The organism is Paenibacillus hemerocallicola, from assembly GCF_006265175.1.
In the GTDB taxonomy this organism is placed as follows: Bacteria; Bacillota; Bacilli; order Paenibacillales; family NBRC-103111; genus Paenibacillus_AB; species Paenibacillus_AB hemerocallicola.
Genome location: NZ_VDCQ01000056.1, coordinates 1 through 16197 on the forward strand (window position 1 = coordinate 1; position 16197 = coordinate 16197).

General features: G+C 49.1%; 10 protein-coding genes. 6 read left to right on the plus strand and 4 right to left on the minus strand.

Features of this window, described 5'->3' with window-relative positions; translation table 11 throughout:
• The first annotated feature begins 170 nt into the window (after window positions 1-170).
• Entirely contained in the window at window positions 171-836 is a 666-nt protein-coding gene (locus tag FE784_RS29620; protein WP_139605878.1) for an MBL fold metallo-hydrolase, read from the plus strand.
• Between the two features lie 230 nt (window positions 837-1066).
• Complete coding sequence (locus tag FE784_RS29625; RefSeq protein ID WP_139605879.1) at window positions 1067-1471, plus strand: NUDIX hydrolase; 405 nt, start codon at window positions 1067-1069, stop codon at window positions 1469-1471.
• 55 nt (window positions 1472-1526) lie between these two features.
• On the opposite strand, the gene FE784_RS29630 is transcribed toward FE784_RS29625, so the two are convergent.
• The 4 genes from FE784_RS29630 to FE784_RS42980 all read right to left on the minus strand — a co-directional run bounded on the left by FE784_RS29630 (window position 1527) and on the right by FE784_RS42980 (window position 4874).
• A complete protein-coding gene (locus FE784_RS29630) occupies window positions 1527-2006 on the minus strand; it encodes a DUF4365 domain-containing protein (RefSeq protein WP_176706627.1) in 480 nt (159 codons plus the stop codon).
• 406 nt (window positions 2007-2412) lie between these two features.
• Window positions 2413-3570, minus strand: a complete 1158-nt coding sequence (locus tag FE784_RS29635) for a hypothetical protein (protein ID WP_139605880.1) — start codon at window positions 3568-3570, stop codon at window positions 2413-2415.
• Window positions 3567-4091 carry an RNA polymerase sigma factor gene (locus FE784_RS29640; RefSeq protein WP_139605881.1) on the minus strand — a complete coding sequence of 175 codons (525 nt, stop codon included), beginning with the start codon at window positions 4089-4091 and terminating at the stop codon, window positions 3567-3569. Before FE784_RS29640 ends, FE784_RS29635 begins: the two co-directional genes overlap by 4 nt.
• Before the next feature lie 618 nt (window positions 4092-4709).
• A complete protein-coding gene (locus tag FE784_RS42980; RefSeq protein ID WP_139605882.1) occupies window positions 4710-4874 on the minus strand; it encodes a glycosyltransferase in 165 nt (54 codons plus the stop codon).
• Between the two features lie 577 nt (window positions 4875-5451).
• Here FE784_RS42980 and FE784_RS29650 point away from each other — a divergent pair.
• From FE784_RS29650 to FE784_RS29665, 4 genes are all read left to right on the plus strand, one after another.
• Window positions 5452-6456 carry a multicopper oxidase domain-containing protein gene (locus tag FE784_RS29650; RefSeq protein WP_139605930.1) on the plus strand — a complete coding sequence of 335 codons (1005 nt, stop codon included), beginning with the start codon at window positions 5452-5454 and terminating at the stop codon, window positions 6454-6456.
• Window positions 6457-6475: 19 nt separating this feature from the next.
• The gene (locus FE784_RS29655; protein WP_246132245.1) at window positions 6476-7690 is read left to right on the plus strand and encodes a ZIP family metal transporter; all 1215 of its coding nucleotides are present in this window, start codon (window positions 6476-6478) and stop codon (window positions 7688-7690) included.
• Between the two features lie 365 nt (window positions 7691-8055).
• The gene (locus FE784_RS41650; protein WP_139605883.1) at window positions 8056-9201 is read left to right on the plus strand and encodes a glycosyltransferase family 61 protein; all 1146 of its coding nucleotides are present in this window, start codon (window positions 8056-8058) and stop codon (window positions 9199-9201) included.
• A 1236-nt stretch (window positions 9202-10437) separates the two neighbouring features.
• Window positions 10438-16059 carry a X2-like carbohydrate binding domain-containing protein gene (locus FE784_RS29665; RefSeq protein ID WP_176706629.1) on the plus strand — a complete coding sequence of 1874 codons (5622 nt, stop codon included), beginning with the start codon at window positions 10438-10440 and terminating at the stop codon, window positions 16057-16059.
• Window positions 16060-16197 lie beyond the last annotated feature (138 nt).

Consider the following 16197-nt stretch of genomic DNA (forward strand, 5'->3'; position numbering starts at 1 on the left):
CCGCACGTACGGTTTGATGAGGAGGGGCTGGCATCCCCAGCTCTTTACTCTACTCAATGCGTACCAAAAGATATGTCGAGCGATGATTTATCGTGAAGATGTTGACACAGCTAAATCTTCTTAATAATATTACTTTACGTACAATATTTATTTTATGGAGGCCCGAAATTATGGAAGTATCTAAGGGAGTAGAAATGCTTCATCTAGATTTTCATGGGAATATTATTCACCCAACTCTTTTGTGGGATCAAGAAATGGCCGTTTTAATAGACACAGGATTCTCAGGGCAAATTGAAGATTTACGCGTCGCCATGGAAAAGGTAGGAGTGTCGTTCGACAAACTAAAAGTTGTGATTTTGACGCATCAGGATGTGGATCATATAGGCAGTCTTCCTGGGATTTTGAAGGAGTGTGGCACTGATATTAAAGTATATGCACACGAGCTGGATAAGCCGTATATTCAGGGGGAGATACCTCTTATAAAAGACGGTCACCTTGAGAATCCTCCGAAGGGCAAAGTGGATGAAACCTTGATAGACGGTCAGGAACTGCCGTTTTGCGGCAGGATTCGCGTCATCCATACTCCTGGGCATACTCCCGGTCATATCAGCCTTTATTTAAGGCAAAGTAAGACTCTCATTGCCGGGGATTCGATGTACAGTATAGACGGGATTCTCGGGGGAATTCATGTCCCGACCACACTGGATATGAATGCAGCTCGTCTCTCTTTGAGAAAATATGTAGACCTTGACATTGCATCCGTGGTTTGTTATCACGGGGGATTAAGTAATGTAAATGTAAATGATCAGATATTAGGACTTAGCCAAGGATTATAAAGTTAAGGTTTCAGCAAGTTATCTTTAGTGAAAAGATGTTGTTACGTTAGCGGGAGACGATAGCGCAAAAATCAGGGAGCAGATCGCCGCGGCAGCTGCTCCTCTGTTCCCGTTCAAGTAACGGTAGTTATGTTTAATAAACGAGGTTCCTATCAGTCATTTTTTTATTGTCGGTCTTCCAATTTTATGAAATAATGTGCTCAAGTCAAACCAAATGGAGATGGATATGATTGGCTTTTAATGATACATATAGGTTCGGCGCACATGCAATTATATTTAATACCGAAGGTCATGTACTTTTATTAAAGAAGACATACGGGGATAAAGGATGGAGTTTACCTGGTGGTGGTGTTGATCCCGGTGAAACCATTCATCAAGCGTTACTTCGTGAATGTCGTGAAGAACTTGGAATTGAAGTTCAAGATGTAGTATTAACGGGATTTTATTATCATAGTAGACTCAATGCACAAGTTGGAATATTTCGTTGTTCCATTCCAAAGGGCTCCGAAATAATACTTAGCTCTGAGCATTCTGAATATAAATGGATGCATTTATCGGAATTAAGTGAGGTTCATCGAATACGGGTGTTAGACGCTATGGAATATCAGGGACAAGTAGCAAGTCGTGTTTTTTAATTGCCGTATAACAGGTAATACAACATCTTTCTGAAGTGCTGGAGAAGCGGGCCTCTCAAGCGCCTTCGGATTCTGACGGGACCGGCATAAATTCTTTTATCGACTCTTCAAATTTGAAAATCTCCAAGATGTCATAGTTTTTGTTTGAAATGTTAATCCCGTATTCAGGTTTGCTTGTTTGCCCAGGCTTGTTATAGTTTCGGTCTACAAAAACCTCATTAGGGACTTTCCAAGCTTCAGATGGTAACAAGAGGAAATCAGGCATTTGGCCTTCTTTGAAAATCAGGAGGGCCATGTACAGGTTAGGATTGCTGATATTGAACTTGCTTTTCTGAGCAAAAACGTATCCGGTCCCCCTTAATGACTTGACCTGAATTTCTGAGAATCGCCCCAATTTGTCCTTTACTATGAAGTCTATTCCTCGATCGTCGACCTCTGAGGAAAACACCTCGAGTCCATATGATGCGAACTCCATCTTAGCGAAATATTCAGCATACCTCCCAAGCTGTAATGAGTTAAGTACAGCCCAGTTCATATTTGGTATAAGAGATCACCTCTACTTTAGTTATTAAAGTCTTGTATCACGCCTATTCCACTCGGACAGACCCGGATTCATTTACCCAGTAGATTTGAAATGGCATGGATTCTTTCAGCCATTTTATACGAGGGACTAAGTTCTCATAAGTCGTGAAATCATCAGGTAGAGCAATGCCAAGTCGTGCCTTGGGATTCTCTCCATGGTAAAGAATGAGGTCAAAAAGAGCACCAGAAAACCAGTGACGTGCTTGAACATGATGGATTTTTCAGGATATCCCTTAACGCTTATCCAGAGTTCATTACCATCCCTAGAGGCAGGTGGTGCCCCAAAAGGAGCGCAATATCGTCCCAAATAAACATCGCCGGAGGCATTAGCCTTGCCGGCGATGGTCGATTGGCCGCAATTATTTTGCTTCAAGATTTACGGATGAATCCAATACAACGAGCCTACCCGTAATCACGCCGTTCTCGTCTCTGTAGAATAGTAGCGCTTTGTAGCCATCGTTTTCTACAATTATGGAGAAGTGATCCGAGAATCCGACCTGCCCCTCCTTAAATATTTGTTCGGGAGGTGTTGTATACTTCCAGCCCTCGTAGATGTATTGGATATTCCCCGAATCGTCGTAGTCCACTTCTTGGATGGATTCTCGTATCGTCTCCTCAATCGACTCGCCGCTGCGCACTTTGGCCCGCAGCTCTTCCATCGAGGTTACCCATTGCGGTTGCTCTGCATCAGCGTCGCTTTCTTTTTCCTTAGTTTGCTCCTCCATATAAGCCTCTGCCTTGACAGGGTCCGCTTTGGCAGGATCGAGCAGGAGATCGAACAGTACTGCGGCGCCGGGATAGTCTGCGTTGGCGTGCATCTCGCCAGTCGCCGCGTCATACGCAAAGGCTTTGTTGTTATAAAACGGGCTCCCGCTGCTGATTGCAAGGTATACTCCCTTATCTGCAAAAATCTCTATTTGGTCGCATGCGATCAGTCTATACATAACGCCATCAATAACATCCTCGCTGTAGGAGCCGTTCATTGTGACGATGTTGAATTTCCAAGGCTCTAAGCCTTTGATCAACGGCGAGATGAAGAATGGATCCTTGCCATATTCGGGGTCGGCAACATCCGGCATTGGCTTGCCATCCTGTCTAGATATCGAAACAACCGCATAAGTTCTGTCGGGGAAGATTTGCTCCGATGCATTAGGAAATTCGCTAAGACCAGATCCCGATACGAGGCCATGCAGCGTAAAATGGTAGTCCCCGGAATTCTGCGATTGATCAATTCGAAGTGCGTCCGCGCTTGCGAATGCATTCGCCAATAATCGATCTCCGAATTGCACGGCGACTTGGTTGGCGTTTAAAAGCTTTGTCGCTGCATAGGCAGATACCGAAAGGACTAGCAATAAGGCAGCAGCAAGCAGGGCCGTCGACAATCTTTTCTTGTATTTCGGTTTCGTTTGGCGATGCTTCTCTATTTGATGAATGATGCTTTGATTCAATTGTTCCTCAGGCTCGACCGTAGGCGCCAGAGATTGTCTGAGTAATCGCTCCCAATCCGCGTCCTTCATAGGGATTCAACCTCCAATGCTTTTTTAATCGCCTGACGGGCATTATGCATTCTGCTCTTCACCGTTCCCGTAGGAATGCTTAGCGCGTTGGCAATCTCTTCTACGGTCATGTCTGCCGTATAATGCATATAAAGAGGGAGCTTCAGCTTGTCGTCCAGCTGGTGAACGGCTTGCTGAATCAGGGCACGCCTCTCTAACATTAGAACAGCATCCTCCGGTGATGCTTCGAATGGAAACAAACGGGACGGAGTCGAATCTTCGTCAAGCTCCTCTATAGGAGCGATTCTTTGCCTACGGGACAGCTTGCGATAATGATTCTTGTATACCCGGACGGCGATGGATAGGAGATAGGCTTTCGGATTGTGGGACGCATTCATCTTGAATCGCAGCTCCACTGCTCTCAGAAAAGTCTCCTGATATAGATCGTCAGTTTCCTCTTTGTTCCTCGTCAGCTTGTAGCAGAAACCGTAAATCGATTTGCCATGCAGCTTTACGAGTTCGATTAGCTCATCGATATTCAAATATTTTCTCCTTTCTGAATGGCCACTCATCTAAATATTGTCACAAATAAGGAGCAGGTTCACTGATTTTGGAAAAAACGATATGGCTTCAGAGGAGAATTCTACAGCTGGAGCTATTAGATATCGTATAGCGAGAATCCGATTGCGAGAGGAGACGAAGAAGGACCGAAGGACGCATAACAGTATCTTCACAACAAACAAGCCGCCATATAGCCCGAGGGCCTGGGAGGCTTATTTTACACGCCCGAAGTCAGCACGAGGTCAACAAACGAGCAGTGAAAGCATGTACGGGCCGGATCGAACCGATCGCTCGCTCTCATGTCCGTGAAAAAAAGAGACTCGGGTACGCTCCATCATTTTGGTGCGCGAACCCAGCCCCTTGTTAATAAAGTCAACATGTAAGCCTGTCGACTCCACAATCAACAATGAATCAACGGGAAATTAATTCTCGACTCTCTGATTTATGGCGGTGCGCTTAATGTTGCTTTGCCGCTCGCTTGATCAGATTTATGACATTCGCGATCGCGTCCGTATGCGGTGCTCCTGTCTCCATTTGCCTGATGTATGCTTGTCGATCGTCGTACAGTCGGTCGATCCGAGAAACAAGCTCTTCCGCCGTCAGATTCTCCTCCGAAGTACGTCGCTGTAGCCGGCTTTGCGGAACGATTCTGCGGTTAGAATTTGGTCGCCGCGGCTTTGTGCCTTTGTAAGCGGAATGAGTAGCATCGGCTTGCGGAGATGCAAAAATTCGAAAATCGAGTTTGCTCCCGCCCGTGAAAACAACCAGGTCGGTCATCGTCAAAACGTCCGGCAGTTCGTCTTGAATGTACTCTACCTGTACGTAACCCGGCGCCCTCACGGTGTCGTCAGTTTGACCTTTGCCGTATAGGTGCAAAATTTGATAACGTTCCGATAAATTCGGTAACTCCTCTCGTACTGTCAGGTTTATCTTACGAGAACCAAGACTTGAATAAAGCCCTTGGATCGGGTGTTGAAAGGTTGGCAACTATGCCGCAACACATTTTTCGCCGATAACTCCGTTAAGCTGAACCGTATCATAAATGACGGCGAAAAAATTGGGGTATTGAAGAGGTTCTAGAGCCCTGTCAGTGTGGTGAAAGAAGGTGCTAGAGATATATGTTTAAGGTATAACTAGAACTCAGGACAAGTTCTCCAAAAAATCTGTTTACAGAATCAGATGGAGCGATTATGATGAATACAAATGTTGCGCTTGGGAAACTTTATGTCCGTAGACAAACAATTATTTTTTTTGTACATAAATTTGCCCTTGGCAAATATTTTTTGACTTGTACAAAAAAAGGAGGCTGTAAGAGTGAAGATTAATCGTTCAAGAAGGAACATGTTGAAGTGGGGGGCGGCAAGTACTTTCGCATTAGTGGGAGGGGCGTTTTTAAATCCCGGTTCATGGTTTCAAAAGTCGGCGCAAGCGATGGATAAACATGATGTTCATAATGCCCTGAAGCAGGACCTGCATTCGGGTATGAAGCACGGATACGACCCCGGGACGGAAGTGACAGAAGGGTTGAAATCGGCTCGGGAAGCGTTGACACAGTTCGACTACGGGAAAGTCAGCAAAAGAGCTGATGGTAAAACGATCAGAGAGTACGAGATCAAAGCTCGTGAAAATGAAGTCGAGATTGCTAAAGGAATTAAATTCCCGGGATGGACGTATAACGGGACGATCCCAGGCCCAACGTTGCGATGCACGGAAGGGGATATCATTCGCGTAAAATTTTTCAATCAATCCAACCACCCGCATTCCATTCATTTTCACGGCATTCACCCGACGAACATGGACGGACTGGAGGCTATACTTTCTGGTGAATCGTTTACTTATGAGTTTGAAGCGAAGCCTGCTGGCATGCAAGTATACCACTGTCATATCGCACCGCTGGCGAGACACATCCACAAGGGGTTGTACGGCAACTTTATTATCGACCCGGTAAAACCGAGACCGGCCGCCAAAGAATTCAGCATGGTCATGAACGGGTTTGATTTGGATTTGGACGGCGAAAACGAAGTGTACACCGTTAACGGTTATGCATTCGCGTATCTTCAGGAGCCGATACAAGTAAAGGTAGGTGAGTTAGTTCGCATTTATTTGAGCAATCTCACTGAATTTGACCTCATCAATTCATTTCATCTGCATGCAAATTACTTTAATTATTACGCAACCGGCGCCGATCCGGATGCTCGTCCCAACTTTACGGACACGATCATGCAATGCCAGGGCGAACGGGGCGTTCTGGAAATCGTGTTTCCTACACCTGGCCGATATATGTTCCATGCCCACCAAAGCGAGTTTGCCGAATTGGGTTGGATGGGATTCTTTGTAGCCGAATAAGAAAGGAGGTCAAGTGATTATGAGCAACCTGGAAATGAATCCCATGAATCATAAACTTTCAAGTGGAAAAGGAAAGATGCTGCTTCTCGGCATATTGCCGTTCGTTCTTCTTATTGCTTTGGTCACAGGAATAGCCATAATGGGAACCGGAGTGGAGAACGAGCCGGCGGCGCCAATCGAAGTATTGAATGTGGAGAAGATTAAACTGACGAATGACGGTTTTGAAGTGAAGGTATTAAATTCGGGGCCGGAAGAAGTGACAATTGCCCAAGTCGTTGTTGATGGATCATTTTGGAATGCTTCTTACGTCCCGAGTCCGACCTTACAGCGTTTTGGTCAGGCAATGGTGCAAATTCCATATCCGTGGGTGGCCGGCGATCCGCATGAGATCAAGTTCATTACATCAAACGGATTGATATTTACCGGGGCGGTAGAAGCTGCAGCACAAACGCCGGTTCCCGATGTAAACCGATTCGCACAGTATGCATTGATCGGTTTTTATGTAGGTATTATTCCGGTGGGGCTAGGATTATTGTGGTACCCGTTCATGCGGCGTTTTAAGACTAAAGGTATGCATGCTATTCTTGCGTTTACTGTCGGACTTTTGTTTTTCCTTTTCGTTGACACGTTTGAAGAAGGGTTTGAAATGGCGACGGAAGCGCCGGGCGTCTTTCAAGGATCGGGGCTTGTTTGGTTCGGCGCATTTCTTAGTTTTCTGTTTTTGATCGCAGTTGATCAAATGAACGAACGGAGAATGAAAAATAAATCCGAAAATGGTAAAAGAGTGTCGTATAAACTCGCGATGGGTATTGGGTTACACAATTTCGGCGAAGGATTAGCAATCGGAGCCGCATTTGCAATAGGGGAGTCAGCACTCGGTACGTTTCTGGTAATCGGCTTCACCCTGCATAATATTACGGAAGGCGTGGGGATAGCGGCCCCATTGCTGAAAGATCGTCCAACTTGGAAAACGTTCGCTTCACTTGCCGCTATTGCCGGCGCACCAGCTATTTTGGGTACATGGACAGGGGGATTTATCTTCAACCCGACTTTTGCGGCGCTGTTCTTTGGTATTGGAGCAGGAGCTATTTTACAAGTTATCTACGTCATTTCAAAAATGATTTGGAAGGAGTCGTCGGAAAAGGGATACGCTGCCGTATCCTGGCCCAACTTCAGCGGAATTTCATTAGGGATTTTGGTTATGTATGTGACGGCACTCTTGGTTAATTTTTAACATAAATTTCGTGGTTCGTGATTCCCATACCTTATAAATAAGACGGGAGTGTTAATGGTTTTTTGGCGGCCTTGCTGCTGCTCGGACGAACGACCATCCGGGAACCGAACAGAATGGAAGCTCGGCGCAATTACGGCTGCAGCTGCTATGAAGAAATTGAAAAGGAAGCATAGAACATTCTATAGGAGAGTCAATGAATATGAGAACGATCGTCTTTGTTGAACGGGCATGACAGCTTAAGATTCGCGTCGTGTTCCACTACAATTTCAAAAAAGGCTTTTACCTCGGGATAAACATCAGTCGCTTTTCAGATTTTGCAACATTTATTAATAGGATACTGGATTCGGCTAAAGGGGGGAGTATAGATGATTGAAGCGACTCCCGCAGGCACATATACGACGCTTCGGGATTGGATCGTCGCGTCTGAGTCTGCACGGCTTGAGTGCCATCACTTGCATAAAATTATCCATCAAACGCAACCATACCACCTGGTTAGTCCGGGGACCGTCGACGACGAGCTCCATCCCGTTTTTCAGCAGCGGCGCGTAACCACTCCGGATGGTTATGTAGCCGTCCTGCCGGAAGGCAGGTACTTCGGTGGCGAGGAACATTCGGGGGCCATTATTACCCCGGATAACAAACTGGTATGGGACGTTTCGATGAATTTCTACATCCCGGGCTGGGTCCATCCGATTTTTAAACGAAAATCGTTGCCTACCGCGACTCGCACATCCGAAACGGTAGCGGTACTTACATTTATATGGAGCCGCAATTACTTCCATTGGATGATTGATGTTTTGGGCCGAATCGATTTGATCCGAAAATCCGGTCTATCGGTAGACAAATATATTATTTCGAATGACGGTCCTTCAAAAATTCAGGAAGAGACGCTCGGGCTGTTAGGTATTCCGAAAGAAAAGATCATTCGTTCTTACGATGGACTTCATCTTAGAGCGGCGCGTTTAATCGTTCCTTCGCTTCAGGTGATTTCATTGCTCCCGTTTAGCTGTAACCCGATGCCAAGGTGGGCGACCAATTTCGTGCGTAGCGAATTATTCAAAATCGTCAAGCCGAGTCCTTACGGCGGCCATGAGCGCATCTATATTAGCAGGAGGGAAGCGAAGCATCGGAGAGTTTTGAACGAAAGCGAAGTGCTCCACGTTATGGCGACGTACGGATTCCGGGAAGTGAAGCTAGAGGAGATGACGGTTGCCGATCAGGTGCGCCTTTTTCATTCAGCCAATATGGTCGTCGCACCACACGGCGCCAGTCTCACAAATATTATGTTTTGCCGGACTGGAACACAGGTTGTTGACATTTTCCCCCCCGAGTATATGTACCCTTGCTTTTGGCACATAAGCAGTTATTATGGACTTCGCTATTCGTATTTGATCGGCAAAGGCAAACGACTCTCCAAAGACGAGAACATCGGCTTGGTTGGACACGTGTACACTGATCTAACCGTTGATATTGGGGCGTTGACGGCAATGCTTCGGCGTATGGTCTCCTGAAACGATGCATCTAAAAATTCCGCATGAACAGATCCCAGAACAAATAAACGCAAAAACTCTTTGGAGACACCGATTTGGGCCCACCCACGAGGTCATTTGGGAGGGGCCTTACCAGAATTAGGCTGCAGACAAGTTCATCCACAAACACGTCACAGAATGTTCCTTCCGTGACGTGTTTTTGATGTAATGAAAATATGGAAAACCGTAGACCTGTTTCTGGCGGGGCATTCTTAGAATGATGTGTCACAGGAGGGTTGTAAGTGCAACAAAACACCTCACAAAAGGTAATTCGAGTTCCTACGGCCTTCTGTATATATGATATAGACATTATCACATGACACGAGGCTCTTATAGACCAGTTTTCCCACCAATAACAGCGCTCCTGTCCGTTACGTTGATCGAATGAGAGCGATACGCGTTCGGGCAGCACTAGATCGTTTTTTCGTTATCGTCCATTCGACTGCTCAGTTAAGCCGCTACATAATCAGATCGATCCGTGCCAGGCACAAAGGAGCGGCATAGCGGGCGTGGCGGTTCAACAGCAAATCTTTCATAATTCTTTCAGAGGGCTCTGTTATAGTTGGGAGAGTCCGTTTTTTTATGCAAAGTTGCATGATTACGCCTTAGTGAGGGATGTTGATGATGAAAAAATGGTTTTTGGTATGCTTGATCGCGATGGGTATGCTGCTGGGTCCGTTGGTGCAGCCAAGGCAGGTCGACGCTGCAAGTCCGTTATTATTCACCGAGGTTGATTCGTACATTTACACAACATTTGCGTTGGATCAAGCGGGCCGAATATGGGTTTGGGGTCAAAGTGAAGGTAAATATGGAGATGGAACGGATAACGCCTGGTCTACTTCACCGAAGCGTATTTCAGTAACCGACAACGGATCAGAGGTGCGGTTTAAGAGTGTGCGAGTCGGTGGTAACAGCGCGTATGCACTGGACGATTCCGGGCACATATGGGTAACAGGGACTAATGACAGCGGTCAGTTAGGAGTCGGCGCCGGTACGACGAAGTTATTGTCCTGGACAAAGCTGAACGTACAGGAAAGCGGGCTGCCTGTCACCTTCACGAAAGTGGCGGTAGCACGCAATTCAGTAGGGGCTTTAGATAGCAATGGATATATATGGAGATGGGGGAAGTACGCCAATGATCTTATGGAGAATGTTTATGTTCCAACGAAACAGGCGTATGAAGACAATGCTGCTTTGATTCGGTTCGAAGACATTAGCATGAGTGAAGTACAGGGGGTTGCACTCGATGCAAATAAGCAGATCTGGACGTTTTATTCGGGGCAAGTGCCGGTACTTCACTCCTTGTCGGTAACCGAGCATGCAAGCAACGTTCGATTCAAGGCCATTTCAACGGGGAGTACGTATGGATTTTCGGGGAGTTTTTCAGTTGCCCTCGATGAGAACGGGGAGTTATGGACTTGGGGGGAAGTGATACATAGCTATCAAGGGGAGTTGGGCAACGGTGACCAGACAGGGGCCGCGGTTTCCGTTCCGACCCGTATTACCGTGTCCGATAGCGGAGCTCCGGTGAAATTTAAGCAAGTACATGCAGGAAACAAGTACGTGCTCGCGATCGATACGAACAATATGATATGGACGTGGGGGTATAACGGCAGCAGGCAATTAGGCGACGGTACAACGAACAATCAGTACGTGCCGCATAAGCTGTCTGTGATGCATAATGGGAATCCGGTTCAATTTCAAGAGGTGAATGCCGGTCAAGGCGTCTCTTTTGCAATCGATACGAATGGTCGGACTTGGGCTTGGGGAAAGCAGTTTGCATTTGACTTGCCAGGCTTGCAGACAACGCCCGCCCGGTTTTATTTGCAGCCGGGGATTACGTTGACGAGTTCGCCGAGTTCATCCACGTATCTTCAGCAGGTCGCATTGAAAGCGACGGTTACGGGGGACTACCTGACGCCTACCGGGACTGTCGAGTTTAAGGATGGCGCTACGGTGCTGGGTACCGCTTCCCTGAATGGAAGCGGAGAAGCGCAGCTGAACGTATCCAATCTGGCGGCAGGAAGCCGTTCGTTAACAGCCTCCTATTCGGGGAATGACATTTATGCGACGAAGGTTACGGGGTCTCAGACGCATTCTGTCTCGATGCCGGCGGCGCCGGATATCCAGATTACACCGTCTACGACCGCCAATACCGCAGGTCCGATCACATTAAATGTAGCGGTACAGGCGAACGGGAGCGGCAATTCGATTGCGAGTACGAAGTGGATGGCGGGGACTCAGAACGTTTCGGCTTTTGCAAGCGCAGGAACGAATGTCTCGGGTGGAAGCTTTCAAGTGTCGAATAGCGGAGCCTATACCGTTTATGTAAAGGACTCGGCTGGAAACGAAACGGTCAGCGTTTATACGGTAGCGAATATAAACAGTGAGATCAGTCCAACGGCAGCAAGCTTTGACAAATATACCGGAGCGACTGGCTATGTCGATGTGACGACGACTCTGACGTTAAAAGGAAATACGTTGACGAGCATTAAGAACGGTGTAGCGACATTATCGCCGGGATCGGACTATACGGTCAGCGGCAACACCGTTGCGATTCGGAAAGAGTACCTCGCCGGACGATCGACGGGTGCGACAACGTTGACGTTCACGTTTAGTGGAGGAGCGACGAAAACGTTGCAGGTGTCGGTGAGTGATACGACGCCGAGCATCAGCCCGATGATAGCGAGCTTTGACAAATATACGGGAGCCTCTGGCTATGCCGATGTGACGACCACGATGACGTTGAACGGCTTTGCTTTAACGAGCATCAAGAACGGAGCGGCGACACTGGCATCGGGAACGGATTATACGGTCAGCGGCAACACCGTTGCGATTCGGAAAGAGTACCTCGCCGCACGATCGAACGGCACGACAACGTTGACGTTCACGTTCAGTGGAGGAGCGACGAAAACGTTGCAGGTGTCGGTGAATGATACGACGCCGAGCATCAGCCCGATAACAGCGAGCTTTGACAAATATACGGGAGCGTCTGGGTATGCCGATGTGACAACGACGATGACGTTGAATAGTGATACGCTAACGAGTATCCAAAACGGTGCAGCAGTTCTGACGGCGGAAACGGATTATACGGTCAGCGGCAATACGGTTACGATTCGGAAAGAGTACCTCGCCGCACGATCGAACGGCACGACAACGTTGTCGTTCACATTTAGTGGAGGAGTGACGAGAACGTTGCAGGTGTCGGTGAGCGATACGACGCCGAGCATCAGCCCGATGACAGCGAGGTTTGACAAATATACGGGAGCCGCTGGCTATGTCGATGTGACGACCACGATGACACTGAATGGTCATCCGTTAACGAGCATTAAAAACGATGCAGCGGTACTGACAGCCGGAACGGATTATACGGTCAGCGGCAATACGGCTACGATTCGGAAAGCGTACCTCGCCGGACAGTCGACCGGTACGACAAACTTAACGTTCACGTTCAGTGGAGGGGCTACGCAAACATTAGCGGTGGCGGTAGATGACTCGACACCGAGCATGACACCGACGACAGCAAGCTTTGATCGCTATGCCGGCTCCCTGCATCATGTCGATGTTACAACGGAGCTGACGCTGCATGGCGATACGCTGGTCGGCATTACGAACAGTGGAGCGCCGTTGACGTCAGGAACGGACTACACGTTCAGTGGCACCACGGTAACGCTCGCGCAATGGTACTTTGCATCGCAGCCGGTCGGTACGACAAGCTTGATGTTCACATTCAGCGGAGGGGCGACGCAAATGTTGGAGGTGGCGGTAGCGGATACGACGCCGATTATTACGCCGACGACAGCAAGCTTTGACCGTTATGCGGGTTCATTGGGTCATGTGGATGTAACGGCGGCGGTGACGCTGCATAGCGATACGTTGGTCGGCATCACAAACGGTGTAGTTCCCTTGACGGGCGGAATCGACTACACGTTTTATGGCAGCGCGGCAACGATCGCGAGATCCTATCTCGCCTCGCAGCCGGTTGGCGCGACAAGCATGACGTTCACATTCAGCGGAGGAGCAACGCAAATATTGGAAGTGTCGGTGAGCGATACGACGCCGATTATTACGCCGACGACAGCAAGCTTTGACCGTTATGCGGGAGTTGCTCAGCATGTTTATGTAACGACGGCGCTGACGCTGCACAATGATACGCTGGTCAACATCACGAACAGTGGAGCGCCGTTGACGGCAGGAATCGACTACACGATCAGCGGCAGCACGGTAACGCTGGCGAAATCGTACCTTGCCGCGCAGCCGGTCGGTACGATCAGCTTGACGTACGCGTTCAGCGGAGGAGCGACACAAACATTAGCCGTGGCGGTAGATGACTCAACACCGAGCATCAGTCCGACAACAGCCAGCTTTGACCGCTATGCGGGCTCCCTGGGTCATGTCGATGTATCGACGGGGCTGTCACTGCATAGCGACACGCTGGTCGGCATCACGAACAATGGAGTGCCGTTGACGGCAGGAATCGACTACACGATCAGCGGCAGCACGGCAACGCTCGCAAGATCCTACCTTGCCGCACAACCGGTCGGCACGACAAGCATGACGTTCACATTCAGCGGAGGAGCGACGCAAACGTTGGAGGCAGCGGTGAGTGATACGACGCCGATTATTACGCCGATGACAGCAAGCTTTGACCGCTATGCGGGTTCATTGGGCCATGCGGATGCAACGACGGCGGTGACGCTGCATAACGATACGCTGGTCAGCATCACAAACGGTGGAGTGCCGTTGACGGAAGGAATGGACTACACGTTCAATGGCAGCACGGTAACGATCGCGACCTCCTACCTCGCCGCGCAGCCGGTCGGCACGACAAGCTTGACGTTCGCATTCAGCGGAGGAGCGACGCAAACGTTGGCGGTAGCGGTGAGTGATACGACGCCGATTATTACGCCGACGACAGGAAACTTTGACCGCTATACGGGTTCATTGGGTCATGTGAATGTAACGACGACGCTGACGCTGCATAGCGACACGCTAGTCAGCCTTACGAGCAGCAGTGGAGCGCCGTTGACGGAAGGAATCGACTACACGTTAAGCGGCAGCACGGTAACGCTGGCGAAATCGTACCTCGCCGCGCAGCAGGTTGGCACGACAAGCTTGACGATCACGTTCAGCGGAGGAGCAACGCAAACGTTGGCGGTAGCGGTGAGTGATACGACACCGAGTATTACCCCGACGACAGCAAGCTTTGATCGTTATACCGGGGCTTATGATCATGCCGATGTCATAACGACGTTGACACTTCATAACGATACGCTGGTCAGTCTTACGAACAGTGGAGCGCCGTTGACGGCAGGAATCGACTACACGGTCAGTGGCAATACGGTGTCGATCGCCAAATCGTATGTCGAAGCGCAGCCCTATGGTACGACAAGCTTGACGTTCACGTTCAGTAGAGGAGCGACGCAAACCTTGTCGATAACAATAGGAGATACGACACCGGAGAGTAGTGGTGGTGTTGGTGGGAACTCATCCTCGCCACCGAACGTTCCTTTGCCTGATGCGGCATCTCCTGTACCGGTGAAGCCGACGTATCGTATTGAAGAAGATCCGTTGCACGGCGTCATCCTGTATATCGATTCGTCGCTGCTCGTTACCCAGCTGGAGCCGGACGGAACGACTGTTCAGAAAGCTCTAATTCCCGACAGTGCCGTAACGGAAGCAGCGAACTTGCTATCGCGTGCAGCGCGTCCACAACTGATCATTCGTGTTGCGGACACAGCAAGCGACATACAGATCGAGTTATCCGGGGGAGCGATGGAAACCATTTCGAATGCAGCGCCTGGAGCAGTTGTGGAAGTAGCGGGGCAACGTGCTCGGATGGAGCTGCAGGCAGGCGGGTTTAATCTGGTCGGCTTAGCTAGACTTCTGGGTGTCGCGGTAGCGGATCTGAAAATTGTAACCGCTATGGAGCAAGTAAGCGGCGATATCGTGAAGCAATTGCAGCAAGCAGGCGTCGATGTCGGATTCCAGGTCGTCGGCACGCCGATAAACTTTCAAGTTTATATCGAAGCGAACGGTCAGATTATATCGATTCGGGATATGGGCGGCACGTACCTCGTACGAGCGATCATTCACGATGCCGACACCGAGCCGGGACACGTTCTCGCCGTCTACTTCGATCCTGCGACAGGAAGCGTAGTCCCTGTTCCGAACAAGCGGATCATGCGCGAGGATGGGCAAGTGGAAGTCGAGATGCAATCACCGAACTACAGAATCTATAGTATGGTCAGCACGACGAAGCGTTCGTTTGCCGATTTGAAAGGGCATTGGTCGCAGCAAGATGTGGAGCTGCTCGCGTCCAAGCTGATCGTCAACGGTGTATCGAGTGAGCACTTTGCGCCGGATGTGAGCATTACGCGGGCTGAATTTGCTTCTTTGCTTGTACGGTCACTGGGCATGTCGGTGGAGAAAGATCAGGCTTATCGCGGTTTCGATGACGTTGCGTCGGATGCGTGGTACGCATTGGCGATAGAAGCAGCGTCGAAGGCGGGGCTGGTCAATGGAATAAGCGCAACCGAATTTGCGCCGAATGAGCCGATAACCCGTGAACAGATGGCGGTGATGATCGCGAGAGCGCAGACGCTTGTCCGTACCTTGCAAGGTACGCAAAGCGAAGCAGACAGCGTTCAACTGCAGACGTTTGCGGATATGCAGACGATATCATCGTGGGCACTCCGAGCGGTGGGAGAGATGGTCGCATCCGGCATTATGAACGGGATTGATCCGAGCCGGTTTGCACCAGCCGAATGGGCCACTCGGGCACAGGCCGCGACGATTTTGAAGCGGTTTATGCAAAGCGTTGGTTTTATTGACGGATGATAGGTAGTCGCAGGTTTTTCATGAAATAGGGGATCAAAGGGGGAGGTGCCTGCTACAGTCGCTAAATTGTACACTTAGTCAAGGATACATTGAAAATATAATTAGGTGACCCTTAACAGATGATTTCTGTATTGCACA

Coding starts and splice junctions, on each gene's coding strand:
- FE784_RS29655 (WP_246132245.1), top strand. CDS start 6,476: ATGAGCAACCTGGAAATGAATCCCATGAATCATAAACTTTCAAGTGGA.
- FE784_RS29620 (WP_139605878.1), top strand. CDS start 171: ATGGAAGTATCTAAGGGAGTAGAAATGCTTCATCTAGATTTTCATGGG.
- FE784_RS29650 (WP_139605930.1), top strand. CDS start 5,452: ATGTTGAAGTGGGGGGCGGCAAGTACTTTCGCATTAGTGGGAGGGGCG.
- FE784_RS29665 (WP_176706629.1), top strand. CDS start 10,438: ATGAGTGAAGTACAGGGGGTTGCACTCGATGCAAATAAGCAGATCTGG.
- FE784_RS29635 (WP_139605880.1), bottom strand. CDS start 3,570: ATGAAGGACGCGGATTGGGAGCGATTACTCAGACAATCTCTGGCGCCT.
- FE784_RS41650 (WP_139605883.1), top strand. CDS start 8,056: ATGATTGAAGCGACTCCCGCAGGCACATATACGACGCTTCGGGATTGG.
- FE784_RS29630 (WP_176706627.1), bottom strand. CDS start 2,006: ATGAACTGGGCTGTACTTAACTCATTACAGCTTGGGAGGTATGCTGAA.